Here is a 26,932-nt window from a genome sequence, read left to right on the forward strand (position 1 = left end):
AACATCAGAAGGTAAGATTGAGACCTGCCAGGAACTGGCGTTGACTGGGGTAAGTACCCTCGTCAATACCGAAACTTCTTACATCGCTGCCGCCTATTTCCGGATCTATACCACTGTATTTTGTGATTGTAAATACGTTAGCTGCCTGTACATAGATGCGTAGTCTTTCGATATGCAGTCTGCCACCCAATCTTGAAGGAAAGGTATATCCTAGCTGTATGTTCTTGCAACGCAGGTAAGCGCCGTTTTCCACATAATAAGAGTTGGGTACTGCATTGGTGCTGAAAGAGCCTTCTCCTTCCTGTATAGGTGCTTTGGCATTCATGCGCTCGGGCAACCAGGAGTCATACAGCGCGGTTTTACTTTTGGCGCCATCAAAAGAAGAAGCAAAGTCTGTCCACCATTTAACCTGGTTCCAGATCTGATTGCCTTGTACGCCAAACAGGAACATACTGAAATCAAATTGTTTATAGGTTAGTCCGAGATTCACACCATAAGATATCTTCGGATTTGGATTACCGAGGAAGGTGCGGTCATCTGCATTGATTACACCGTCGCGGTTCAGATCCGTATAACGGAAACGTCCCGGTGCAGCGTCTTCCTGGAAACTGGCGGAAGGGTCATTGGTAGCAGCCTGTGCACCCTGATCTGCTTTATCTATATCGCTCTGGCTATTCCAGAAACCAGCGATCTGATATCCGTAAAAGCTGGAGATAGGCTGGCCGACTGCATTGCGGATAATGCTTTCACTAAAGTTGCGTGGCTGGCTGTCAAAGTAATCTACACCCTGCGCAATTTTTACGATCCTGTTTTTGAAGGAAGTGAAGGTCACTGTTGCATCAAACTTCAGATCTTTCGCAAGGCTAGCATGTGTGGAGAGGGAGATGTCTACACCTTTGTTTTTCATATTAGCCACGTTGGAATAAGGCGCTGGCGCGGTTCCAAAGGTGCCGGGTAACTCACTGTTATATAATAGATCCTTGATGTTTTTCTGGTAATAGTCCGCCGATATTTCAATTGCGCCCCCAAGCAGTGTCGCATCAAAACCGATATTCGTATTGATATCACTTTCCCATTTAGCATCGGGGTTACCAATCTGTATCTGCTGGAAACCTAACACGATACTGTTGTTAGTGCCAAGCAGATCGTAGTAGGAGGTGTTTTTATTACCACCATAAAGTGTAAAGGCGTTGCCGGGTGTAAGACTCAGCTGATTACCCATGATACCCCATCCGCCACGTATTTTCAAATCAGTCAGCCAGCTGATATCTTCCAGGAATGATTCCTGCGAAATACGCCATCCTGCACTGGCTGCAGGGAAGAGGCCATAACGGTTATTTATACCAAATTTAGAAGAGCCATCCCGACGTAAGGTAGCGCTCAGCAGATATTTATCGCGGAAGCTGTAATCGATACGGCCGATGAGTGATAATAATCCTGCGGAGTAACGCGAAGCCGCAATGACCTGTCCGCCGGCGCCGGTACCATTATCTACATAATCAGGATCAAAAGAGAAATAATCCTGTGTCGTACCGATCTGGCTCCTTGAGCGTTCGTCATATGCTTCTGTACCTGCGAGAATATTCAGGGTATGTACTTTATTAAACGTATTATGATAGGTCAGCGTGTTGGTCCATGTCCAGTTGTGTGCGAAGTCGCTGGATTCCGTGTAAGAATTCACACCGGCATTTTCCTTGTTTTCATACTGTGGATAAGTGAAGTTATGTCTCCATCCGGAATTCACTTCACCGCCAAAACTGGTATGGAACGTAAAGTGATTGAAGAAGTCGATATCAGCATAGATATTACCAAATACCCTGTTTACCTGTCCGCGGTCATTCCTGGTGCGGTACTGCATGGCTACAGGATTCATGGCATCACCTAGTCCGAGACCATTTGATCCACCGAAATTACCTTTGATATCATACACCGGAATGATGGGTTGTTCACGGAGAGCCATGCCTACTGCACCACTGGCAGTAAGCAGGTCTACCGTTGGATTATCTGTAACGGAGAAAGACAGGTTTTCGCCTATTCTGATGTTCTTGCTGAGGCTGAACTGACTATTGGAACGGATGATATATCTTTTGAGATAGGTATTCATTAGTGTTCCCTGTTGGTTGTAGTAGTTTAATGAAAAGAGATAACTTCCTTTATCCGTACCGCCACTGACAGAGAGGTTGTGACTGGTCATGGAAGCGGGGTTGAATATTTCATGAAACCAGTCAGTGCCTGCTTTGTTGGCTTTGGTGATATAGTAGAAACTGTTGTAGTCATCCTGGTCGGTGTAGTTGGGATTGACATAATAGAGATCCGGATTGACACGAGGATCACCTTCCATCAGGCCGACAGGCTGTATATAATCGGGCAGACGCGGAGTAGCACCGGTACCGTATAAAGTATCGCTGAGTGGTTCGCCTGTATTCTTATATCGTAACCAACGCAGATTGGCCATTTCCTGTGAATTGAGCGTATGCCATACATTTCCTCCTTTAGGATACTGACGACCATAAAAAGCGTCATATTTGATCTTTACTTTACCATTTCCTTTCTTCGTAGTAATAATGATAACACCATTGGATGCGCGGGAACCGTAGATAGAGGCGGCGCCTGCATCTTTCAGTACCTGCATGGAGGAGACATCGTTCGGATTGAGGTCATTGATACTTTGTGTAGGTACGCCATCTACAACATACAGTGGCGTATTGTTGTCAAATGTGTTGACACCCCGGATACGCACAACAGGCTCCTGTCCCGGCTGACCGGAACCGATAACGGTAACTCCGGAAGCCTGTCCCTGTAACTGGCTGGTGACCTGTCCGGAAGGCTGTTTGGTCATTTCATTGATATCGATCACTGTAACAGCGCCCGTCAGGTCTTTCTTCCGTTGAGCGGTATAACCTGTCACGATCACTTCGTTGAGTGTACTGGTATTTTCGGAGAGTGTGATATTGACTTCCTGTTGTGCGCCGACAGTGATTTCCTGCGACTGATAACCGACGAATGTTACTTCCAGTACCTCATTACCGGTGCCGGGAATATTAAGCGTATAGGTGCCATCAGCAGCAGTAACAGCGCCGGTTGACGTACCTTTAATACGAACGGTCACACCCGGTAATGCCGCACCTTTCGCATCTACCACTTTACCACGTATTGGGCGTTGTGCCATGGTGATGACCGGAGCGGGCGGGGCTTCCTTTGCTCTTATCACATAAAACTTCTCGCGCACCTTTTCGAAGGCAAGATTGAAGTGTGCCAGTGCTTTCTCCAATGCTTCTTCCGGCGACTTACAGGTGGTGATATCCACGCTTGCTTTCTGATCGGTCACCAGTTCGGTTTTATAGGCAATGGAGACGCCGAATTTTGTTTCCGTTTGCCGGAATAACTGCTTCAGGGGAATCTCATCCTGCTGAATATAGCTGGCAGCGGACCGATAATTGATCGCTGTTGCCGGCTTTTCAGCCAATGCCTGTGAGCATAGGGCGCCTGACGCAAGGGTATGCATCAGCAGCACACGTAAATGTTTTTTCATGTGCGATTTAGTTTTGGTTAATAAAAATGTCGGGTATCAGTCTTTCTTCGTGGTTTATTTATCCTGTCTGAAAAAGCGTGTATTAAAAGCCTTTTCAAATTGTATAAGCATTGTGTCTGCGTTATAACTAATGGGCATCGATCCTGAAATACCGTATCGCAGGGTCTTTTTGTCTTTGACTGTTACATGTCTGTCAAATACCTGTTGCATAAACTGTATGGCGTCTGCTACGGTGTAGTCTTCCATGATCAGTTGTCCTCGGGTCCATGCGCCTGCTTTATCCGCATCTGTTTTACTCTTTGTATAAGCGCCGTCTGTCTTATTATAACGTAATGCCTCTCCCGGTCGCAGATATAACTGTGTAGGCGTCTGTCCCTGTTGTTCTGTGATGTTCAGTTTAATGCTTCCTTCCTGCAATGCAACAGCTATCTTATCCCCGGCGTTATTGACATTGAATTGTGTACCGAGTACTTCCACAGAAAGTTTGTCGTAGGTATGCACGATAAAACGACTGTTGGCGGCAGTATGTTTTACATGAAACCAGGCTTCTCCATCCAGCCATACCTCACGTGCGTTTAGATCCTTTTGTGTATACTGTATTTTCGAGGAAGCATTGAGCCATACTTCCGAGCTGTCAGGCAACAGGAAGTGTTTTGTTTGTCCTGTCTGTGTGGCCATACTGGCAGTTACAGGTGTAAAGGTGGCTTGTTTCCGCATGAACCACAATGTACCTGCTACAAGCAGGATAACGACAGCAGCGGCATATTTCCAGGGGAAATGCCGGTGGGTGGCTGCAGGTATGACTGTTTCATGCTCACTTTCTGTGGCAATGCTGTCCCAGATGTTATCCCAGAGGACTTCTTTTTCAGCTGGCGGCATGGCATATTCGCGGAATTGGATGGATTTTACCAGTCTGATAGCAGCGGCGATAACCTCTTTTTTCTCCGGGTGTTCCTTCTGCCAGTTGTCCCAGTACCAGGTATTTTTGACATCCGGACGCAGGACCCACTCCTGGAAGTATTCATCCAGGGCAAAGTCGCGTATGGTGTAGAGGTGGTATTGGTTCAAAAGGGTGTTTTATTATAAAGAGACGGAAAGGATGGGAATCTCATAGGTTTGGAGGAAATATTTTTTAGAATATTAAAATAATACGACGAACTTATCGGGATTTGATAGCAGGAAATCTAATATTGCTGATTTATTTTAATATGTTTTTGCATTCTGATAGCGAATCACATGGAAATTATTTGTTAGCCTCGGCTTTGTAGGCGTTTTCTTTTAAGTATCTGACCCAGTTGGCAAGCCGGACTATATCTTCAACACCGGCATCATACATCGAGCGGAACAATTCTTTGAATCTCCAATCATTCTTGGTTGCTACGGACTTGGATGTCTTTTTAAATGACTTTAATTCTTCCGGCAAGCCAAAATCTGCTAAGGAAATCCCTGCAATGGCTGCTCCATTTAATATGAATCTTTCCATGGCAGGATTCGAAATCCTTATAGTGAACTAAATAGATGCTTAGATCTTCCCGGCTATTTTCAAGTAGATCATTTAAAATAAAAGGACTATGAGTCGCAATAATATATTGATTGTTCCTGTTATGAATCATTTCCTGTGTGAAGAAAGACATATATGGAGGAAATGAGTGGGCTTCAGGTTCTTCAAATAGTCAGACGCTGTTTTCATTTGAAGCTATCGCGTATTTATAGAAGATGATGCGTTGTAGCGTGTCCGCAATCGAGTTGTAAGGAATTAGAAATATCTCATCCTTATCATTAGATTTTGACTGTATGCTCTTAATAATTTGATTGCTTTGTCAAAGGCTATTTCTAAGCCATATTCGGAGAACAAATCTTTGATTTATTCTCTTAGTTCTTTGTATTGATCAATTATTGAAAACAGATTTGATCCAAAAGGAGGAATGAGGTATTTGCTATGTCCCTTTTTATAGACTATGTCAGACTTATAAACATATTTTTTTATCGGTGATTCAACATATTTGCTTTGCCGCCCCGTTTTAATGTTTAACTTTTCATCAACCTGAAAGGACTGTGAATATTCCTGGAGCTGAATATCAATTTTTAATCCTTCTTTGGGATTGTAACTGAGAATGGCATTTCCGTTATCTATCTGAATAGAACCTTTGGATTGAATATTTCCATTATAAAAGAGTTCGGCTTCATTCTCCATTCTGACCACATTAGTTATCATTCTTGAATGATCCTTCTTTAAAAAAGGGAATTGAAAAGACTGACAAAGCCTCAATAATATTAGACTTACCGACATTAGGCCGACCAATAAAAAGGTTGATGCGCTTGGAAACCCGTTATTTCCAGATTTCTGATAGACTTGAAGTTATCTACAGATATGTTGTTGATTGAATTTGCCATCATACGTTAAAGTAGCGAATTTCTATTATTCATCTCGCCCGGTACAACAACAATACCATCAACGCCGGCGGCAACATCTTCTTCAACATCCCGATCGCCTTCGAGATAATATTATACACAGAATCTACCTTCATAGACATCATACCAGCTATTTCCTGGTAAGACAGTTCATGAAAGAACCTCAGATAAATAGCTTCCCGCTGTCTGCGCGGCAAGGCATTCAGGGCAGCATATAATTGTTGTAGCTGTTCCTGCTGACTTTCATCCTGTATGATCAGGTGCTCTTTACTGGGAATAAGCTCAAAGTCGCCGGGTATATCTACGGTACTGGTTAACAAGCGTCTGTTCTTCTCTAAAGTCCGTAATAAACGGCGGCGAAGGCTGCTGAGCAGATAGTAACGGATATGCTGGATCTGGTCGGCCAGGTGTTCCCTGGTTTGCCATAGATCGTGAAAGAGTTCCTGCATGGCGTCTCTTACCATTTCTACGTCTCCGCAGAAATGGCAGCCATAATGATACAGGTGGTCTGCGTGCTCCTGGTAGATCAGGGCAAAGGCGTCACGGCTACCTTGCCGGAACTGGTTCCATACTTCCTCCTGTGGAGATACTGTCGGCGAAGCAGTGATGGCGGTTTTTACTGCTTTCATGCTGATATTTTGGTTGATACGTTCCTCTTGCCTTATAAAAATAAGCAATTTGGAAGATAATAACCAGTATTACCAGGGAAGGCCGGGAACAGGCAGTAACACGGCGCTGTTAAAGGTGCCGGACAGGCAACCTTGATTTGATCACATAAACGATGACGCCAGCGATGGTTACGGTCAATCCGGCCAGCATCATATGAGGGCCGGTGGAAATAAATATACAGGCCCATATGAGGATCGCGAGTATCACGGGGATAGGGTACAGGGGCATATGCCATTTGAAGAAAGTCCGGCCGTTTCTCCTGCTGAGCAGCATCAATCCTACTGCCTGTGCGATGAACTGTATCATAATACGCATAGCGAGTATGGCGTCAATCACTTCCTTTATTTTGAACAGCAGACTGAATACAAACGCAACACCACCAAGCACCAGCAGGGAAACGTGGGGGAAGTTCTTGGTAGGGTGCAGGCGTGCGAAAACAGAGAAGAAAGCACCATCTTTGGCTGCTGCATAGGGAATACGGCTGTAACCTAAGGTAGCAGAGAACACAGAAGCAAATGCCACCCACAGTATTAATACGGTGCCTATTTTAGCGGCTGTGCTGCCCATCAGGGCTTCTATGAATTCACTGACTACAAAACTGCTTTGTTCTATCTGGTCCTGTGGCAATACGGAAGCCACGCTGATATTCATACAGAGGTAAAGTACAGAGATGCCGGCAATGGAGATCAGCATGCTACGGGGGATATTCTTTTCTGGTCGGGTAATTTCGCCACCCAGGTGACAGACATTATAATATCCCAGGTAACTATATACGGTTTTTACGCTGGCCATACCCAATGCGGTTGCAAAGGCATAATTGAGTTGCAGACCGTCATTTACATGCCTGATAGGTTCCATGAACCGGCCATGCGCAATACCACCGCCGATGATCCAGGCCATTGTAACCAATACGCCCATCCAGAGTAATACGCTGATCCGTCCGATGGTTTCTATCTTCCGGTACAACATGAATATGATCAATAATACCATCCCGCCACTAACCGCTTTGGTACCCCAAAAGCCTAAAGGAAGAATGTATCCGGCATAGTGAGCAAAGCCGATAGCGGCTGAAGCAATCACCAGGGGAGCCTGTATCATGGTCTGCCAGACAAAGAGGAAGCTCATCAGCTTACCCGTCCGCGGACCAAACCCTTCTTTCAGAAAGTTATAGCTGCCGCCGGCCATCGGGAAGGTTGCCCCCAGTTCACTCCATACCATTGCATCAATAAAAGAAAGGACCGCCCCGGCCACCCAGGCATAAAGAAAACCCGGTCCATGCATAGTTGTAGCTACTAAGCTCAATACTATAAATGGGCCGATGCCCACCATATCTGTCATATTAATAGCAGTCGCCTGTAAAAGACTTATGCGCCGGGAAAGTTCTGGTTGCTTCATTTCTATAGTAAAAATAAATATTTTGCAGTCGTATGCCGAAATATTTATTGAAGGATGTCAATATTTGAATAAGAACATCCTGCCACCAGGTATGCGCTGCTGTTATACCTGTGAAATGACGAACGGTGTTATCCCTACTATCGAGTAGCATCTTCGGACCGTTCGCAGCAGTTAATAATTTTTTAACGTGTGCCGAGCAGCCGGATTTATAATTTTACGTTTTGAAATGAGGCCACCAGATACAGAAGATAATTTTTCACTGTTCTCCGCCGCTAAAGGGGATGATACTGTTGCATTTAAAGCTTTATACCAACGCTATTGGAAGAAGCTTTATATCAGCGCCTGCAAACGCGTGGATACCGATGATGCAAAAGATATCGTGCAGGACGTCATGCTGACCCTGTGGAGACGAAAGAACGAAATTACTATTGACAGCGAGGAAGACCTCAGCCGTTACCTGTATTCTGCCCTGCGCTACCGCATTATTTCCTATTATGCCTTCAGTAGCTCTACCGTACAGATCCCTGAATGGTTTGACCAGCCAGTACATTCCTCTTTTGAGTCTTCTTTTGATGTCCGTAAGCTAAAAGACCTGATTGACGGGGAAGTAGACCGCATGCCTGACCGGATGCAACAGATTTATCACCTGAGTCGTGAGGAAGACCTGTCTGTAACAGATATCGCTATCCAGCTCAATCTCTCCGAGCAGACCGTTCGTAATCAACTATCCCTGGCCATGAAGCGCCTGAGAGACCTGCTGAGGAATCATCACCAGAGTGACCTGGTGATCTGTTCGTTGTTAGTGTTGGACGTGTTTTTAAATTAGGAATTAGGGAATTAGGAATTAGGAATTGAAATGCAGCGGAAATCGATAAGTTAATTAATACAATTCATTTGACCTTTTATAGAAGGCGCTTCAGATAACTGAGGCGCCTTTTTTTATTTTATTTAAAGTATAAATAATTGGTAGCCTGATGTGTTAGCGTAAGAAAATTGATCAATGCAATTCCTAATTCTTAATTCCTAATTGAATTAGTTAACATTCTGTTAACATACTTCACCCGGTATGAAATCCGGTTTCTCTGATGTAGAGATATAGTGCGAATATGAAATACCTGAAAATAAAACGCTTATTCAGGAAATACCTGGCCGAAAAGGCGGATGATGAAGAGCGAAGATTAATTGAACATTGGTATGATAAACTCGATAAACGCGAGCCAATACAACTGTCAGCTGCTGAAGAAGAACAGCTGGAGGATGCTATCTGGCAAAGGTTAGAACCGATGTTGTCAGCACCACAACGGAATACACGCAGATTATATACCTATATCAATGTAGCTGCCAGTGTTGCCGTACTGGTATTTGCCAGTGTGTTCTATTTAAAGCGTAGCAAAACGGAAGGACAGAAGACGGCTGACGTCAGTGAACTGTTCCAGGATTACTATACCGCGAAAGGAGAAAGGAAGCAGCTGAGATTACAGGATGGTAGTGTGATCGCAATGAACAGCGCTACTCATGTGCGGGTATATCTTGATTTCAGTACCAGCAGACGTGCCGACCTGACCGATGGAGAAGCATTCTTTGAAATACAGCATGACCCGGTACATCCTTTCATCGTCCGTTCCGGTAAATTGATCACACATGTACTGGGTACCGCTTTTAATATCAGGGCCTATAAAGAGCTGAGAGAAATCTCCATTGCGGTGACAGACGGAAAGGTACAGATCTCTGACACCTTACAGGCGCTGGGCATCGTAGGGAAACAACAGAAACTGGTGTTCAACCAGCAACAGGCCACTTACGATATCCAGTCCTTTTCAGAAGATGTAACAGGCTGGAAAAGCGGAAAGCTGATCATCAAAAATGCCCTATTTGAAGATATGGCATTACTCATGGAAAAAAATTACGGCATAACACTTTTAACAGCCAGGGCCGATCTGCGTAAAAAGAAGTTCACTGCAAGCCTTCCTTTATCGCTGTCTGCCGCCAAAGCTGCTGAAGTCATCGCATCTATTCATCAACTTAAAATCAAACAGGGGAGGGATACTATCGAACTATACCGCTAACATTCAGAAAACAAAGAAGGCTTTGCTGCAAACAAAGCCTTCAGAAACAGCCGCTGCAACGGCTTTTGCTCATTATTTTCTCAAATTAAAAAGCCATACAATGTATGAAAAAAAAGGGACAGTCCAGTAATAAGAAGAAAGATTTTATCATAAAAGCTATGAGATTAACATTTCTTTCCATAACTATTGTGCTTACTACTTCCCTGATGCTGTCAGCTAATACCGGCAGCGGTCAGGAACTGAGTAAAAAGATTTCAGTAAGCATCCGCAGAGGATCGCTGGAAAAGGCATTGAAGCAGATGGAAACACAGCTGAACCTGAACTTTGCTTATGATCAGCAGATGCTTCAGCGTTATCAGACTGACGATCACCGATTCCAGGACCAGCGTCTGGATGGTGTGCTCACATTGTTATTTGATAACAAAGATCTTTCCTTCAAAGAAGTGAATGGTGTTATAGTGATCAATGCAGCAAAAAAAGAACGTGTTGTAAAACAACAGCAAGGTAAAATACAGGGTAAGGTGACCGACGAACAGGGCGCCCCTTTACCTGGCGCTACGATCAAAGTAGCAGGTGGTACACAGCACGCCATCAGCGATGCGGATGGTAACTTTTCCATCGCCCTGGAGCCTGGTGTATATACACTGGAAGTAAGCTTCATTTCTTTCAAAGTACAACGCATCAAGAACGTAGTGGTAAATACCGACGCTCCTGCCGTGCTGACTGTAAAGATGAAAGCGGATATGGGCTCTCTGAATGAAGTGGTCGTAGTGGGTTATGGTACACAGAAACGTAGTGAAGTGACCTCCGCCGTTTCCACCGTAAGAGCTGATAATTTTAACAGAGGCGGTATCCGTTCTACCATGGAACTGATCCAGGGTAAAGTGCCAGGTCTGAATATCACCAAAACACAGGGAAATAACCCGAATGCGGGCGCTTCCATCCAGTTGAGAGGTGTTACCTCCTTAACTGGTACAACCGCGCCACTGGTCGTAATAGACGGTATTCCGGGCGGTAACCTCGATCTGTTACAGCCGGATGATATCGAATCATTCAGCGTACTGAAAGATGGTTCTGCTGCCGCCATCTATGGTACCAGAGGTAACGCAGGTGTTATCCTGATCACTACCCGGAAAGGTACTGCAGGCGATCCCCGCTATGAGTATAACACTTACTTCCAGCGTGATTATACTGACAAGAAACCTGATTTCCTGTCAGCAGAACAGTTCCGTCAGAAGATCTCCGAAGGTATTATCTCTCCTACCTCTGACCTGGGTGGTTCTACCAACATGTACAATGAACTGATCAATAAAAATAACCTGAGTCAGTACCATAACCTGTCTGCTTCAGGTGGTAGCGAAAAGTCTAATTACAGAGCATCCCTCTACTACAATGACTTTCAGGGTATCGCAAAAGAGAACGGCAGAAAGCAGGCAGGTGGCCGTCTGAACATCAATCAGAAAGGTTTGAATAACAAACTCACCATGCAGGTGAATATGGTGGCTAACTTCAATAAAGCCAACCTGCTGGGTGGTGATGCCGGTTATTTCGAACAGGCCGTAGCCTGGAACCCAACAGCGCCTATTTATAAAGCGGATGGTAGTTTCTTTGAAATCAATGAAGCTTTCAACCCGGTAGGTCGTCTGAATAACCGACTGAGTCAGCGTGATCAGCAGACCTTCGCCGGTGATGCAAGATTCAGCCTGGCACTGACAAAAGACCTGTCCGTATCCCTGTTCGGTTCTTATCAACGCGATAACTACAATGACCGTTACTATCGTTCCATGAACGACTTTGAACAACGTCCGGGGACCAGCTGGCAGGGCATGGGTTACGCCAGCAAAGGCAATGAACTGAACTGGACCAAAACCCTGGATCCTACTGTTAACTACGAGCATAGCTGGGGTGCACATACCCTCTCCGCTATTGCAGGTTATAGCTATCAGTATAGCACCAGAGAGACTTTCAGTGCCAATAACAATGGTTTCACTACCGATGCATTCCTTGACTGGAACCTCGGTGCAGGTAGCGCGACTAACAACACCGCATTGCCAAGACCAGGTCTGGGTAGCTTCAAGGAAGATAACACCCTGATCGCATTTTTTGGTCGTCTGAACTACGCCTACAAGAATAAATACCATGCACAGTTCATCCTCCGCAGAGAAGGTTCTTCCCGCTTCGGCGCCAATAACAAATGGGGTAACTTCCCGGCTGCTTCTATCGGCTGGACGCTCACAGAAGAGTCTTTCATGGAGAATGTCAGGTTCGTAGATAACCTGAAACTACGCGTGGGTTATGGTGTAACCGGTAACCAGGGTATTCCTAACTACCGTTCCCTGATTACACTGGGTACTGGTGGTGTATATCCACAGAATGGTATTTATCTGCAGACTTACGGTGCTTCCCGTAACCCTAACCCCAACTTACGCTGGGAGAAAAAACTGGAATGGAACTTTGGTCTGGATTACGCGATCCTCGATCACCGTATCAGCGGTTCCATCGATGTATACTCCCGCGAAACCCGCGACCTGCTATATAACTATGCAGCACAACAGCCGGCCTTCGTCCGTGACGGATTGTATACAAACGTAGGTACTATTAAAAACCATGGTGTGGAAATCCTGATCAGTGGTCAGGCAGTGAAAACAAAAGACTTCCAGTGGACGATCGATCTGACAGCGAACTCTCAGTTCAACAGGTTATCTAAACTGTCCAACGAACTGTATAAAGCTACTTACCTGACCTTTGCCGATATTCCAAACCCGGGTGCTATGGGTCCTGCCATCCGCCTGGATGAAGGTGGCGTAGTAGGTAACTTCTATGGTAAACGTTTCGCAGGATTCTCAGAAGAAGGTAAATGGTTGTTCTATAAAGCAGATGGTTCAAAAGCACCTGCTTCCCAGATCAATGAAAACGACAGAACGATCATCGGTAACGGCGTCCCTAAATACAACGCTGCACTGAACCAGACCTTCCGTTATAAGAACTTCGACCTGACACTCCTGTTAAGAGGTAAGTTCGGATTTGATATCCTGAATCTGCAGGAGATCTTCTTCGGTAACAAAAAGTATCTGCCTAATAACATTTTCAATAGTGCCTTTAATAAACATGCACAGTTGAACGACGATCCTCAGTACTCTGATTACTACATCGAGAAAGGTGATTTCGTGAAACTGGACAACCTGACACTGGGTTACAACTTCAACTTCAAATCGCCTTATGTGCGTAGTCTCAGAATGTTCGTATCCGGCCGTAACCTGTTAACCTTTACCGGTTACGACGGACTGGATCCTGAACTGGAAGATACCGGCTTTACCACTGGTGTTGACTCAAGGGGTTTCTATCCGAGAACACGCTCCTGGACAGTAGGTCTGAACGTAGCATTTTAAGTAATAACCGGCATTCATTAAAAAGTGTAACGACATGAAATATCTGAAAAAGTTAATATACTGCTGTGGCATCGGTTTACTGTCAGTGCAGGACTTTGCCTGTACTAAACTGGATGAAACCGTATACAGCGACATCTATAAAGAGAACTTCTATAAAAGCAGAACAGAGGTATTACAGGCAGCACTGCGTCCTGTAACACATATGCAATCCTGGATCGCGCCTATCCGCGGTGATGGTTACTACTATCATGCGGAAATGTGTTCCGATCAGGTAGCATGGCCACAGAAAGGTCGTCACGCCTATGATAACGGCGACCACATGAGACAACACTATCATACCTGGACTACCAATGAAGGCAGGATGCGTAATGCATGGGTAGGTATGTGGACCGGTGTTGGTTATTGTAACGCAGCTATCGAAGACCTGGAAGTACTGGATTATGCCAAACTGGGTATGCAGGAAGCAGAGATGACCGCAATCGTAGCAGAACTGCACGTACTGAGAGCGTTCCATTATATTAAACTGATGGACCTTTGGGGGAATATTCCGGTAGTTACTCAGGTAGGTAAACCGGCGAACCCGGCTACACAGCCCAGAAAAGAAGTGTTCAACTTTATCAGAACAGAACTGGAAACATACGTACCGCAGTTGCTGCCTTATAAACAGGAGCTGGTAGGCAGAATCGGTCAGACCGGTGGTTATGCCATGCTGGCGGAAGTATACCTGAACGCAGAGAAATGGGCTGGTACGCCTATGTGGGACCAGTGTATCGCTGCCTGCGATAAAATCCTGAGTGGTGATGCTGGTGGCCTGGGTGGTAAACCAACACTGGCGACTGATCTGAAACAGACATTCGCTAACACGAACAGAGCTGCTTCTGAAGCACTGTTCCAGTATGCTTACAGCAACAAAGGCGGTTTCGTATGGGACTGGATTCCATTATTTGGCTTCAGCAATATGAGTGCTGCACTGGACGTAGGATATGCGGGTAACAACGGTTATGTCGTGATCCCTTCTTTCTTTGATACCTATGCAGAGAATGACCTGCGTAAAACAGAATGGTTCCTGTTTGGTCCGCAGTATAAATACGGTACAACAGATCCTATTCTCGGGACAGAAGAGTACAATGGTAAGCCGCTTGTATATGTAAACTATATCAGAAGAGCTTCTGAGAATAAAACGGAGAGCACAATGGCTACCGGTGAAGAGAACAGCGGTGCGCGTTTCAATAAGTATAAGACAGGTCGTCTCAGCGATCCTAACTATCGCGAGAACCACTTTATGATCTATCGTCTGACGGAGATCTATTTTGATAAAGCGGAAGCGCTGATGCGTAAGAACAACAAAATGGCTACGCAGGAAGCTGTTGATCTGATCAATGAAAGCCGTAAGAGAGCATTTGCAACTGCAGACTGGCCGGCAGCAGCTTATACGACAGCTACGCTGACGATGGATGAATTACTGGCAGAGAAAGGTCGTGAATTTGTATTCGAAGGGAAACGCCGTACAGATATTATTCGTTTCGGCAGATTTAACAGTGGCAGCTGGTGGGATCATACGCCGACAAACGATGTAAATAAAGAGGTCTATCCTATTCCAAGTACCCAGATCGCTAATAACCCGAATCTGAAACAGAACGACGGATATTAGAAGAATAATGTTTTTTTTAATAGCACGAATGTTTCGAAGAAAGGCCGCGCCACTTTTGGCGCGGCCTTTCTTATACTTCTGTACTTTGTATTTCATCCATACAACATCGTCTCCCAGTTGTTCTACTTTCAGCAGTTTCAGGTGCTTGTAGGGAATGTTTTCTGCGGATGTAAGGCCAGTATCTGTAATGGCTGCGGTAGCGGTACCATCTGCAACAGGATAATACAAATTAGGAGACGACTGTTTATAAAACACAAAGTATTCAACTATGAAATCAGATAGCAAAGGCGCTTATTCAGCGCTTTTTACCAGGTGTTTGACTGTTTTGGTACCATTGATATCGAGTTGTATCAGGTAGACGCCTGTTGGCAGATTGCTGACATCGATCGATTGTCCGGCGTATACAATCCTTGCTGGCGCTACCTGACGACCCACTGCATCAAAAATGCTCATTCTTGCCTGCTTCGCATTGAACTGCAGGCGAACGCTGCTTTGTGCCGGATTAGGATACAGGAGGATATTTTTTTCCATAGTATGCGCATCCTTACCTGCAAGTGCCAGATTAGCGGCAGTAAGTGCAGCAGAAGTGGCATAGAGCTGGTTTCTCGGAATAATCTCTTTACCCTGATTCGAACCTGACCATGACAGTTTACAGTTGGCGCCGCCAAAGTCTTCAAAATATTCTACCTTGATATCGTATTGTTGTCCTGCTACCAGATTAATGGTACCGGAGTATTCAATATCCCAGTCGCTCAGCCATTTGTCGATGATCAGCTGATTATTGACCCAGAGACGGCGGCCGTTATCACTGGTCATGTAAAAGGTGTAAGTACCCGTATATCTCGGTTCTACTTTACCGGTCCATCTGATGCTATAACTATCATTGGTAATGCCTGTACCCGGAGCGCCTTCTCCCCAGTCAAAATCTATTGTTTTATCAACACGGCTGAAAACGAAGGTCTCAAAGTTTTTACCATTGTAATAATTACCACTAAGGCCGTTGCCGTTACCGACAGTCGGTACGGATAACAGCTGCCATCTGGCGCTGGCCTGACCATTACCGGTATGCTGTACTACTTTCGCTTCCGGTGCTGTACTGTTATTCAATGTAGCAAGTACTTTGCCACTCAGTGCAGAGATGAATTTGTAATAACCACTATCAGCGGCTATCGCAATGAATTGCTGATTGGCTGCATCCTGACTTGTCCATTGCCAGAGACTCACATCTTCATCCATACTGGATTGCGGAATGTCCAGGCTTTTTGCACTGTGATAAGCCGTAATCGTATAACGTCCCTCACCCAGGTGTTTCAGTGTAAAGGTCTGATTGGCCGCGTTGGTGCCCGTCCATAGTTGTATAGGGGAACCATCACCGGTGCTGCCTAAGCCGCCCCGTACATCGAGGAACAGGTTACTGGCCACGTGTCTGATCGTATAAGAACCTGCCAGATTGGGATTACCATTGGCCAGTACTTTGACAGAGCTGGCTTTTTCATCCCAGCTGCTGCCGAGTGAAGGACTGTTGGCAGTTATTACGATGGAATCGCCCGCAAAATTTTCGTGTTCGAACAGTACAACTTTATACCCTTCTGCTACTTTGATGGAAGAGATTTCATCGTTCTGTATACCTTTCAGTTGCAGACCTGCCAGTTTGTACGCACCGATCGGCAAGCCTGCATGAAAGCCGCCGTACTGCGCATTTTCATAGACAGTTACAGGGCCATTACTGGTATCTGGTCTGCTATACAGCTGTGCTTTTGGAATCGCCTGCCGCGCCTGGGAAGTACTGGACCATTGCAGGTGACAGAACGCATCCCCATTCCCTTCGCCATACTCCAATTCAATGTTGTATTTCTGTCCGGCGATAAGTGTAATTGTGCCGGTACGGGTATAAGCGCCCTGTGTCTCATAATCATTAATCAGGGTTTGTCCGTTGACAGTGAGTTTTACTCCATCATCAGAATAGACATGAAAGGTGTATGGTTCAGAATACAATGGTTGTACCTGTCCGGACCATTTTACGGAAAACTGGTTAACACCCAGCTGTGCCTGATCAGGAGAACCGTTACCCCAGTCGAAATCCACATTACCATCCGTCTGTGTATACTTCAGCACATCTTTATGATAACCGGCATAGTATTCCGCTTTCAGTCCGTTACCGGTACCTACCGGCAGGTTTCTGAGGTTCTTGCGGATCAGCCATACAAATTCATCAGGCGCTACTACACGTACGTTAGGTCCGAGACGATTGATACAGTCCTGTACGTCATCCACATCTCTTGACCAGATATGTACTGATACGAGGCTATAACCATCGGCGGAATTGATGTTGGTAGAAGCCTGGTTCAGCTGATTGGCCAGTGATTGAGGAGAAGACAAAGTACCCCAGAGGGTATATCTGCCGCCAATGGAAGGTTTATCATTGTACCAGTCTATCTGTCCGTGGCGACCGGTATAGTTAGCGCCATAACTGTAGTAGAATAATGCGTCGATATTATCCTGTTTAAGGTAAGAAGATGGATCATTGTCGCTGTCGTCAGCATCAATGATATTGACAATACGGAGGTCTGCTTTTTTCATGTAGCTGTTCAGCAGCTTTGACTCTGTTTCAAGGTCTGCATCAGGCATACGCCCAGGGAAGAAATAGCTTTTACCAGAAGGACCGGCAATGAGCACATTTCTGCCATCAGGCGTGGTGAGACAGTTGTCCACATACTTTTCATACACAGCTGGCGCCAGTTCTGCAAGGGAAGGAGAGATGGTCCATCCGAGATTGACATGCGCACGCGCAGGATTATTCCAGTTATTGATATTGTCGTGGGAGCCGAGTAACCATTGTACGTTATCACCGTCAGTGATGACGAAGCAGACAGTGTGTACTCCTGTTTTTACTTCGAATGGTTTGATCGGTTCTTTCTGTTTGAAGACTTTCGTCTTTGCCGGAATATTACTGAGTGTGGACAAATTAGCTGCCCAGTCAGAAGGAATGATAGACATGGATTTCAGGGAAAGTTGTTCCACCGTACCATATTCTTCCGGCCCCCAGCCAAAGAAAGTCGCTCCTTTGTTCATACGGTTGTAAGCACTGTTAGCGATTGAACCGGTAGGAGAGTTGTCCCAGAACTGGAAGGCTTTTGTATAAGCGCTGTAATCGCCCATAAAAGATACGCGGTCATCGGAGCTTTGCTGATAGGTGGCAATCTGTTTACTGAACAGGTTACCATAATTGGCCAATGCCCATGCCTCGTCCCTGGCTCTGACGTCCAGCAATCTTGTGAGTCCGGCGTTAATGGCTGCCTGCTCAATATCCGCAGGAATAGCTACGGCATTCATCACACCTGCCAGGGAAATGGCCACATTGGTAGAACGGTCTTTCTGGTTACAGAGAATGTAGCCGGAGAGCCTGTTGGCGAAGAAGGCAAGGAGTCCAGGGAAGTTGTTGTAATAAGCGTCATTGACTTTAATACCTGCTTTCTCTACGAGTGCGCGGTGGCCGGACAGGTCGCGCAGGATGGCAGGTTTGGTTTGTGCGATCACACCCTGCAGTGTTTGCAGTGCGACGCGTTCGGAGACAGTATAATTCTCGGAAGTGAGAAATACACTGTCGGGTACAGCAGATACCGGATAAGGACTGCCTGGTACACGTAGTGTCTGTGCCTGTGACAAGAGCACGGGCAGGCATACGACAAGTAGCGTGTAAAGGATTTTCTTTTTCATGATGGAATTGATTTGGGTTTTGCTTACATGAGTACTGAACGTGAAAATAAACCGGACTTGTAGTGGAATGGGTTGATGTAGTTTTCAGCTATTGCGAGCTACGGGGCGGGTTTGCACACACTAATATAGTGAGGAGTCTGTGTATTTCATAGCGGGAAGAAAAAAGTTTTTGAAAAGGTAACCAGCATGGCTGGATATATAAAAGGCGCTGCCTGAGTAGCAACGCCTTTTAGTTGTGTCCTGGTTCTTTTGTCCTATGTTTCTGTGTCCTGTGTCCTTGTGAGAATTAAAGCGGTTTGGGGATGGCCGTCTTTTTGGGAGACAACATACGGGAGAATAATCCCATGACCATTTTTATTTTCATACTGAATTTTTTCTTGAGTGGATTCGCGCCATTGTCCAGTAAAAGATCTACTATATTGTGATGTCCGAAGGTAGCTGCATAAGTCAATGCCGTTGCTCCATGGTCTGTTTCTGTCGCGACAGAAGCACCTTTTTTCAGCAGCAGTTTTACAATGTCCGCGTGTCCTTTGAAGCAGGCGCCCATTAATGCGGTATGTCCAAGATTGTCTGTCAGTTCCACTTTTGCACCTGCTTTCAACAGGTAAGCTACCGCGTCGCTGTGATTGTAGTAGGCAGCAATGATGAGGGGTGTAGATGCCCTGTCGTCTCTTGCGTTCAGCAATCCGTCAGTTACAAATTCTTTTAGGAGAGATACGTTATTGGTTCTTGCCGCTTCGAATACGTCTATCATCATAACAAATCTTTTCTGTTGATTATATAATTAGTCTGTGTATAGTCTGACTATACTTATCCTCCGTTAGTGCTGCGTTTTTAACGTAAGTCTAACGAAAGATAACTATACTCAGACTATAGCATAACCGGTAATAAGCTTGTCTGCAATTGACATTTTAAACCTTCGTTAATGCTATCGGTTTGCAATATTATTTATTAAAACGATGTATTTAACTCGTATAAATTAATATCATAGCCAATAGATTTTGTCTATTTGCATTGTATTTTATATAAATGTTATTGATTTTCCCGGTCTCTTACGCCTCTATCAGCTCCTTCTTTGTTTTGCTTTTCAGTCTGGGAGGTACCAGTGAAATGACTTCCGTTTTCAGTGCCTCAATCATTCTTTTCTTCGCAAAGTTCTTCATGGTAATCAGACCAATTTCCCTTGCTGGTTCGGGTGACTGGAAATATCTCAACTTTTGTTGCTGTTCCTCACTCAGATCGTCCAGGGCCAGTTCGGGCAGAATGGTAGCGCCGTTATTTTCATCCACCATACGCTTTAAAGTCTCAATGCTACCGGTGTTGTATTCATAGTGCTGAGAACCACGGGTTGTTTTTCGATGCTGACAGATGTTCAATACCTGGTCGCGCATACAGTGACCGTCGTTTAATATCCACAGTTCTTCCACATTGATGTCTTCCGGTTTGAGCTTCTTCTTTTTGGCCAGCTGACTTTCTTCAGACACATAAGCGACAAAATTCTCATAGAATAATGTCGTCTCTTTCAGCTGGGGATCATGGAGTGGTGTGGATACGATGCCACAGTCAATTAAACCCAGTTTCAGCTGTTGCATGATCTGTTCTGTGTTTTGTTCCCATACCAGGAGTTTGACCGCCGGGTATTTTTCTATGAAACGGGTAATGATTTTGGGGACGATGTAAGGTGCAACGGTTGGAATAATACCGATCTTGAGTTCACCGGAGAGTTCTTTATTCCTGTCGGAAACGAGGTCCTGTATTTTCTGATATTCAGCCAGCAGTACACGTGCCTGTGCAATGATTTCTATTCCTACTTCGGTAGGAGTAACCGGTGATTTACTGCGGTTGAATATTTTTACACCGAGTGAATCTTCCAGTTTCTGGATCTGCATACTCAGCGTAGGCTGCGTAACATAGCAGTTCTTTGCTGCCAGGTTAAAACTGCGGTAGGTATCTACGGCAACGATATATTCAAATTGAACGATGGTCATATATGATCTGTCATTTATCCGGGAGACAATACGGTCGCCTGGCTGCAAAGTTCCTGATAGCACCTGTGAAAGGGAATATCAAAAAGTGTAAAATGGTTGCCAATAAATGCAGCGTTGTTTATTGTCTGGTTGCGGCAACCAATGTTTCATACCCGGCAGGATTCTCCTGTAGCTGGGCGTAGTCTATCGGATTTCTACCAAATTTGTCCTTCTTCAACGGCGAAGCCCCATGTTTCAGCAATAGAGGAATGAGCTCATTCCTGCCGAAGGTGGCTGCGAAGGTCAGTGCCGTAGCCCCGTTACCATTTTCTGCGTCCACAGCGGCGCCATGTTCCAATAGTATTTTAGCGATCCCGGTATAGCCCTTGAAACAGACACCCATCAGCGCCGTATTCCCCATAGTATCCTGTATCTCTGTATTAGCGCCTGCATCCAGCAGGGCGCTTACAGCGGCTGCATGGTTGTAATAGGTGGCAATGATCAGAGCGGTGGAACCACGGGAGTCTTTGGCATTGATCTGTTCAGGTGTAAGAAAACCCTCCAGGGCGGCTATATTATTAGTTCTTGCTGCTTCGAATATGTCCATGGTCTGATGATTTGAAGCAATATTAGACCTTACTGGCTGATTATGGAGAGGAATAGGATAATATCATAGGCTATAGATGAAATCTATTGATTTTTACTCTCCTGATAGTTGGTAACTATAAATAGCAGGGTTATTCAAATGCATATAGATTGACATATGATTTTATCGCTCTTTATTCGCGGCTGCAGGTTGAGATGTGGTCGAATCTGGAATGACGCCCCCTTGCAACGGGGGAAAAATAAGTTCGAATCTTATCTTCTCTCCTGCACATACAGGAGGATAGTTCAATTGGAAGAATGCTGGTCTCCCAGTCCAGGGACGTAGGTTCGAACCCTGCTCCTCCACAGATAACCGCTTCATCTTTACCTATTATATCGAAGGGATAGCTCAATTGGAAGAGCGCCGCCCCGGCACGTCGGAGAATGCAGGTTCGAAGCCTGCTCCCTTCGCTCTTATTATCTGCTGACGATCAATTTCATACAATCTCCTCTTTTTAAACATTATCGTGCGATCAGCTGTTAAATAAATAATCCCGATTAACCAGTTACCATCATCCTGGAAATAGACTGACCTACAGTTTACACCTACATTTTTATACCGGAACAGTAGATCCGGTGACCGCATCCGTTTATGAAAAAGCTTTTATTCCTGATAGTGACGTTCCTGGCAGCCCCTTCGTTTGCGCAGGATAATAGTACGCTTCATCAGTACGATATGCATCTGCAGCAAAAGATCCGCAGGGTGGACGATCTTATCCGGCAAAGGATACTACGCTCATTGAACAGACTGATTGTAGATGAACAGCGTATGAAAAAGCGTCTGATGAAGTCTGACGTCGCTGCTGCCCAGCGTATTTTCGATATGGGTATCGATAGTATGGTTGCTTTCAGAGCCCGCTCTGAAAAACTGGCTGTAGTTACCGGAGAGATAACGCATAGCTACAATAGTTATCTTGATACCTTGCAGGTAGCTGCCAGATTTCTTTCGTCTTCCAGGGAATTACGTCGGTATGTGGATCAGTTACGCAATGCTGTTGGCATATCTGAGCAGATAGGTGACTATCTTTATAAGCGTCAGTATGTGCTGAAGGAACAGTTATCACCGTATCCTTCATTTACAAAAGACCTGCAACGCCTGAATAAACAGGCATACTATTACCGGGCACAGATCAGAGAGCTGAGCTGTACTATCCTGGAAATGGGGCAACCGGAACTACATATGATGTCATTATTGCGGGCATCATCCACATTCAGGGATTTCTTTAAGCAACACTCTGTCCTGGCAGGCGTACCCGCTGTCTCCTTCAACAATGACTAAATGGACATCTATTCCTTTTCCAGCCGGAGCAACTGTTCCTTCACCTGGTCATTTTGTGTCCAGATAAAATTCTTGTTGATGATTGTCCCGCGTTTGTCTACAATGGCATAGTGGGGGATGCCTACTATATTAAACATACCTGAAAGTTGATTAAACTGATCTGTACTCAGGCGGTAATGTTCTCCTTTGATACCTGGCATAATAACGTCATAACTTTTCTCCGGAGAAGAAGTATTCGTGATATAGAGAAACACAATGTTCTTGTCGCCTGCCAGTTCTTCTTTTAATGGTGCAATTCTTTTAATGGCATCCATACAGGGACCGCACCAGGTGGCCCAGAAGTCTATGAAAATAACCTTCCCTTTATACTTCTCTAATATTGTTGTGAGCATACTGTCATTGGCTGTCGTTGCAGCTAACTGATTGTAGCTATAGCCTTTTTGTGTTTTTGCGTTCCTGATACTTTCTTTTATGGTGTTGTCAAGCGTATAGACATCTGCTAAGAGAAAAGGGTTTTTGACGTTTGATTTTATAGTTGCCAATTTTTCTGCCGACAAGGTGTCTTTATTTATATCCATCTCGCGTGTGATCGACTGTAGATACACAATGTCTGTTTCCATGGAGGAAGAAACGGGTAATAGCTTTTTAAATACGACAGGCCTTGCTCTCTCCAGTGCGCCCGGGATTGTTGCATTACGGGCAATCATTTCCTCATAGTGATTGATCGTGTTTTTAATGCCGAGGTCTGAGGTATCTTTTGTTTTGAGTATTGCAAGTTCTTTTTCATAGTCTGCACCTTCCGTACGGGCCTGATCATATACAGGCTCCATATACATCAGGCGGTTGATCAGTATAAAATAGTTATAGGACCTTAATGCTAAAGGATCATTGTATTTTAATTCTTTTAGAAAACTATAATAACTGCTATCTGGTTTTACAGGTTTTGATAGCGGTTGTTTATTGTCAAAGGACAACTTGTTGACGTGGCGGTAGGCGGACTCCATCATGTGCCTGTAGAATATCAGGAGATCTGCCGTGCTATATTTTACATTCCGTTGTGCGAGGTCGTAAGCGGTTTTATTAAATGCGCCTTTCTTAGCAATACTATCAATCTGTGATAGTTTGCGTTGTTGTATCTGTTGAAAATAGAGTTTGTATTGTTCGGGCGTCATACTATATATCGCTTTATCAATGGCATCCCAGTCAAAGTCCATCAATATGGGTCTTACTTTGTTGATGTCATTATTGACTGTTGCAGGTACACCCTTAAAAACAGAAGTTACAGCAGAGGGGGAGGTGATATCGAAATTCTGAATGAGTTCTTTGCCTGGTTCAAGATAAATGGGGCTGTTGAAAAAAGGAAAACCGACCCAGACCTCCTGCTCTCTGGTTAAGGGAAGAGCTACCTCAAATGTTCCATCAGCCGCAATGTTGATAAGGTAGCTGCTATACAGTCCCGTAACTGCATTGTTATTAGATAGCTGTACTGTTTTGAAACCCATGTCCGGATGATATCCTTTAATAGTTCCTGAATAACGTGTGATTTTTGATTGGGCTGATATTGTCAGCGTATAGCATAATAATAAGTAAACAAACGCGAGTGTCTTTTTCATTTCAGGTATTGTAAAGGGTGAAGGAAAAGAAGGATATTTTTTATTTGTGTCACAATAAAAAAGAAACATCCGTCTTTCATCTATTCTACGTGGTTATAGACAAGATTGCTCAAAAAATATAAATTATCTACTTGTTTAATTAAAATTTGTTACCTACTTTTAATCTGATTTTAAAACCCTGAGGAAAGAAGAACCCCTTTCCAACGTAAACGATACCATTGATTTTTTACGACCAGATGTGCTAAAGAGAAGTCCATACAGTTCCACGGAATCCCAGGCGGACACGACATTCTGATGGTCATTCCATTAAATCACTTACCAAAGGGAGTATCTCCTTAACATTTAAAAAAACAGCGAAAAGAAAATGTCCTGATTTTTAAAATCCATTAATGTATCAAGGATAAATAATTGAGGTCATTACATGACATGTAATGAATAGGTACTTTGTTAGCCGGGTATCTGAGGTATGCTGCGATCATATCCCTCAGTATAGACCATCGTATGCAATTAACCAATTTTCCACATTTTAAATCGTTAACCATGAGAAAAAAAATCTATGGCGCGCTCGGCGTAGCGGCACTTGCATTGGCTGCATTTCTTACTACTAACACTTCAAGTTCAGCATCTGATACCACGCTGTTCAGCTTATTTAAAATCAACGCTGCAAACGCAGAATGTTGCAGTACCCCTATTAACAATGGTCGTTGTAGCTCATTGACTGGCAACTGTTACCCTGATGCCGGTGGTTCGAGCAACAACTGTGATTCTACAAAAGGTAACTGCTAATCTTCAGTAAACAGGGCTATCTGACCGGATCTGCATTGGCTATGGCGGTATCCGGGGCAGGTAGCCCTTACCTGATACGACTATCTATTTAAAAATGTATGAAAAAAGCGCCTTATGTCTCTCAGAATGCCTTTAATACTACACATTATCGCATATGCCATTATCATCTGTTGCTTTATATCCTGTAATAATAATAGCGGCTTTGAAATAAAAAATGATAAACGCGGAAGCCTGAAAGCCGCAAAGAAGCTGGAACAGGACGGCGATAAGAAATTTTCACTGGATAGTTTGTCTGCCCCGCGTCCTCCTTACATACAGCTCTACAATGATGCCAACGGTAACGAATACCTTGCGATGCTAAGCGGATACTCAAAGAACATCTTCATATATAATTACGATTCAGCTAACAATCCTGTCAACCAGATACCTATCAGTACCGTACAGATGCCGCTGGCATTCCATATCAGAAACATGGACTCCATTTATGTTTACAATGACAAAATGATGGAGATGATTTTGCTCAACAACAGATCCGAGATCGTTTCAAAAGTCTCATTGATCAATAATGAGAATATGAAAGACCTGTCCTGGACCAACAGATATCCACAGTATGTGCCACATGGTGTGAATGCGATTATCGAACATGCAGGTAAACTCGTCTTTCCCGGACAATTTATCTGGACGCTTCCGGATACCATCGCGCAACAGTTTAAGTTTACTTCGCTCATTGATATCAATAACAATAAGGTAAACTATGTGCATAAGTATCCTTACGATATATATGGACATGGACATCTCTGGGATGAACCGATGTTTACCGGCGTATACTATGATATTACACCTGACAATAAGAAGATGGTGTACAGTTTTCCGGTATCTCATGACCTCCTGATATGCGATCTCGATACGGACAAAGAAGCGACGGTATATGGCGGAAGTAATGAAGCGGCAAGTATCACCTCTCTTGATGTAGATAAGTTTAAGAAGAAGTCGGCTGCACCGAATGAATATATTTATCAGAAAGCCTGTACCAGTGATTTGTATGGCGGTATTCTGTACGATAAATACAGGGACGTCTATTACCGTTTCCTGAGAAAAGCACTTCCGGAAAAAGGCGTACGACTTCGCTGGGAGAATAAAAAAGTGGCTGTCGTAGTCATGGATAAGGATTTCAAATATCTCGGTGAAACTGAACTGGGTGATATGAATGAGTTTTATCCGGATAACTCTTTTGTCACCAAAGAAGGCCTTAACGTGGAATATGTGGCGCCTAACGACGTAGAAGAGAAATTCCTGACGTTCAGGATCTTTAAATTAAAAGACATTTAAAACTTGTTATAATGAAATCAAGAATTATTTTGTGTTGTCTTATTCTGTCTATGTTTACATTATCTTGTGAACAAACGGAAGGAAATAAGGAAGATACTGTTATTGAAGAAGGCATAAAAGAGATTAAATTGAAGCCGGAATACAATTGGCTGGTTATTTTACCCGGACTCGGCTGTAGAGGTTGTATTCAGGAAGCGGAAGCTTTTATGCGAGACTACATTGATAAACCGCATATCCTGTTTGTATTGACTAAGGTACAGTCCCTGAAGATGCTGGAACAGAAAATAGGTAAGGAACTGCATAGCCGCGGAAATGTCTATATTGATAAGCAAGGCTTCTTTGATATCCCAACCAATAACACTATTTATCCCTGTATAGTGCAGCTCGAAAAAGGAAAAGCTGTCCAGCACCAGTTTCAGTCACCAGCAAACGGACAGGCTTTTCAGTTACTGAAGACGCAAATTGAGTAAGTAAATATCCAC

General features: G+C 44.4%; 19 protein-coding genes and 3 tRNA genes. 11 read left to right on the forward strand and 11 right to left on the reverse strand.

Going from position 1 to position 26,932, the window contains the following annotated elements; genetic code table 11:
• Positions 1-4: 4 nt before the first annotated feature.
• From CPIN_RS12175 to CPIN_RS12200, 6 genes are all read right to left on the reverse strand, one after another.
• Positions 5-3,532 (reverse strand): SusC/RagA family TonB-linked outer membrane protein, encoded by a 3,528-nt coding sequence (locus tag CPIN_RS12175; RefSeq protein ID WP_012790102.1) that lies wholly within the window; start codon positions 3,530-3,532, stop codon positions 5-7.
• Between the two features lie 54 nt (positions 3,533-3,586).
• Entirely contained in the window at positions 3,587-4,600 is a 1,014-nt protein-coding gene (locus tag CPIN_RS36570; RefSeq protein WP_012790103.1) for a FecR family protein, read from the reverse strand.
• 175 nt (positions 4,601-4,775) lie between these two features.
• Positions 4,776-5,015, reverse strand: a complete 240-nt coding sequence (locus CPIN_RS12185) for a hypothetical protein (protein WP_012790104.1) — start codon at positions 5,013-5,015, stop codon at positions 4,776-4,778.
• Positions 5,016-5,396: 381 nt separating this feature from the next.
• The gene (locus tag CPIN_RS12190; RefSeq protein WP_012790105.1) at positions 5,397-5,726 is read right to left on the reverse strand and encodes a hypothetical protein; all 330 of its coding nucleotides are present in this window, start codon (positions 5,724-5,726) and stop codon (positions 5,397-5,399) included.
• A 229-nt stretch (positions 5,727-5,955) separates the two neighbouring features.
• Positions 5,956-6,573, reverse strand: coding sequence for an RNA polymerase sigma factor (locus CPIN_RS12195; protein WP_012790106.1), 618 nt, complete (start codon positions 6,571-6,573; stop codon positions 5,956-5,958).
• 109 nt (positions 6,574-6,682) lie between these two features.
• A complete protein-coding gene (locus CPIN_RS12200; RefSeq protein ID WP_012790107.1) occupies positions 6,683-8,008 on the reverse strand; it encodes an APC family permease in 1,326 nt (441 codons plus the stop codon).
• 226 nt (positions 8,009-8,234) lie between these two features.
• Here CPIN_RS12200 and CPIN_RS12205 point away from each other — a divergent pair, with 226 nt between their 5' ends.
• From CPIN_RS12205 to CPIN_RS12220, 4 genes are all read left to right on the forward strand, one after another.
• Positions 8,235-8,834 (forward strand): sigma-70 family RNA polymerase sigma factor, encoded by a 600-nt coding sequence (locus tag CPIN_RS12205; RefSeq protein WP_012790108.1) that lies wholly within the window; start codon positions 8,235-8,237, stop codon positions 8,832-8,834.
• A gap of 280 nt (positions 8,835-9,114) precedes the next feature.
• Positions 9,115-10,074 carry a FecR family protein gene (locus CPIN_RS12210; protein WP_012790109.1) on the forward strand — a complete coding sequence of 320 codons (960 nt, stop codon included), beginning with the start codon at positions 9,115-9,117 and terminating at the stop codon, positions 10,072-10,074.
• Between the two features lie 158 nt (positions 10,075-10,232).
• A complete protein-coding gene (locus CPIN_RS12215; RefSeq protein WP_245552107.1) occupies positions 10,233-13,463 on the forward strand; it encodes a SusC/RagA family TonB-linked outer membrane protein in 3,231 nt (1,076 codons plus the stop codon).
• Positions 13,464-13,497: 34 nt separating this feature from the next.
• Positions 13,498-15,114 carry a RagB/SusD family nutrient uptake outer membrane protein gene (locus CPIN_RS12220; RefSeq protein WP_012790111.1) on the forward strand — a complete coding sequence of 539 codons (1,617 nt, stop codon included), beginning with the start codon at positions 13,498-13,500 and terminating at the stop codon, positions 15,112-15,114.
• A gap of 291 nt (positions 15,115-15,405) precedes the next feature.
• Here the strand turns inward: CPIN_RS12220 and CPIN_RS12225 are convergent, their stop codons facing one another.
• The 4 genes from CPIN_RS12225 to CPIN_RS12240 form a co-directional block, all read right to left on the reverse strand.
• Entirely contained in the window at positions 15,406-18,831 is a 3,426-nt protein-coding gene (locus tag CPIN_RS12225; RefSeq protein ID WP_012790112.1) for a PA14 domain-containing protein, read from the reverse strand.
• Positions 18,832-19,117: 286 nt separating this feature from the next.
• On the reverse strand, positions 19,118-19,588 hold the full coding sequence (locus tag CPIN_RS12230) for an ankyrin repeat domain-containing protein (RefSeq protein ID WP_052306791.1): 471 nt from the start codon (positions 19,586-19,588) through the stop codon (positions 19,118-19,120).
• A 295-nt stretch (positions 19,589-19,883) separates the two neighbouring features.
• The gene (locus tag CPIN_RS12235; protein ID WP_012790114.1) at positions 19,884-20,819 is read right to left on the reverse strand and encodes a hydrogen peroxide-inducible genes activator; all 936 of its coding nucleotides are present in this window, start codon (positions 20,817-20,819) and stop codon (positions 19,884-19,886) included.
• A 118-nt stretch (positions 20,820-20,937) separates the two neighbouring features.
• Complete coding sequence (locus tag CPIN_RS12240) at positions 20,938-21,405, reverse strand: ankyrin repeat domain-containing protein (protein WP_012790115.1); 468 nt, start codon at positions 21,403-21,405, stop codon at positions 20,938-20,940.
• 191 nt (positions 21,406-21,596) lie between these two features.
• On the opposite strand from CPIN_RS12240, the gene CPIN_RS12245 reads away from it, so the two are divergent.
• From CPIN_RS12245 to CPIN_RS12260, 4 genes are all read left to right on the forward strand, one after another.
• Positions 21,597-21,668, forward strand: a tRNA-Cys gene (locus CPIN_RS12245).
• 11 nt (positions 21,669-21,679) lie between these two features.
• A tRNA-Gly gene (locus CPIN_RS12250) sits at positions 21,680-21,749 on the forward strand.
• A 32-nt stretch (positions 21,750-21,781) separates the two neighbouring features.
• Positions 21,782-21,854 (forward strand) — tRNA-Ala (locus tag CPIN_RS12255).
• A 181-nt stretch (positions 21,855-22,035) separates the two neighbouring features.
• Positions 22,036-22,722, forward strand: coding sequence for a hypothetical protein (locus tag CPIN_RS12260; RefSeq protein WP_012790116.1), 687 nt, complete (start codon positions 22,036-22,038; stop codon positions 22,720-22,722).
• Positions 22,723-22,730: 8 nt separating this feature from the next.
• Here the strand turns inward: CPIN_RS12260 and CPIN_RS12265 are convergent, their stop codons facing one another.
• A complete protein-coding gene (locus CPIN_RS12265) occupies positions 22,731-24,224 on the reverse strand; it encodes a TlpA family protein disulfide reductase (RefSeq protein WP_187294758.1) in 1,494 nt (497 codons plus the stop codon).
• 651 nt (positions 24,225-24,875) lie between these two features.
• Between CPIN_RS12265 and CPIN_RS12270 the strand changes: the two genes are divergently transcribed.
• The 3 genes from CPIN_RS12270 (at position 24,876) to CPIN_RS12280 (ending at position 26,920) form a co-directional block, all read left to right on the forward strand.
• Entirely contained in the window at positions 24,876-25,121 is a 246-nt protein-coding gene (locus tag CPIN_RS12270) for a hypothetical protein (RefSeq protein WP_012790118.1), read from the forward strand.
• 114 nt (positions 25,122-25,235) lie between these two features.
• Positions 25,236-26,450, forward strand: coding sequence for a DUF4221 domain-containing protein (locus tag CPIN_RS12275; RefSeq protein ID WP_012790119.1), 1,215 nt, complete (start codon positions 25,236-25,238; stop codon positions 26,448-26,450).
• A 50-nt stretch (positions 26,451-26,500) separates the two neighbouring features.
• A complete protein-coding gene (locus tag CPIN_RS12280; protein ID WP_222838197.1) occupies positions 26,501-26,920 on the forward strand; it encodes a hypothetical protein in 420 nt (139 codons plus the stop codon).
• Positions 26,921-26,932: the final 12 nt, after the last annotated feature.

It is taken from the genome of Chitinophaga pinensis DSM 2588 (assembly GCF_000024005.1).
GTDB lineage: Bacteria > Bacteroidota > Bacteroidia > Chitinophagales > Chitinophagaceae > Chitinophaga > Chitinophaga pinensis.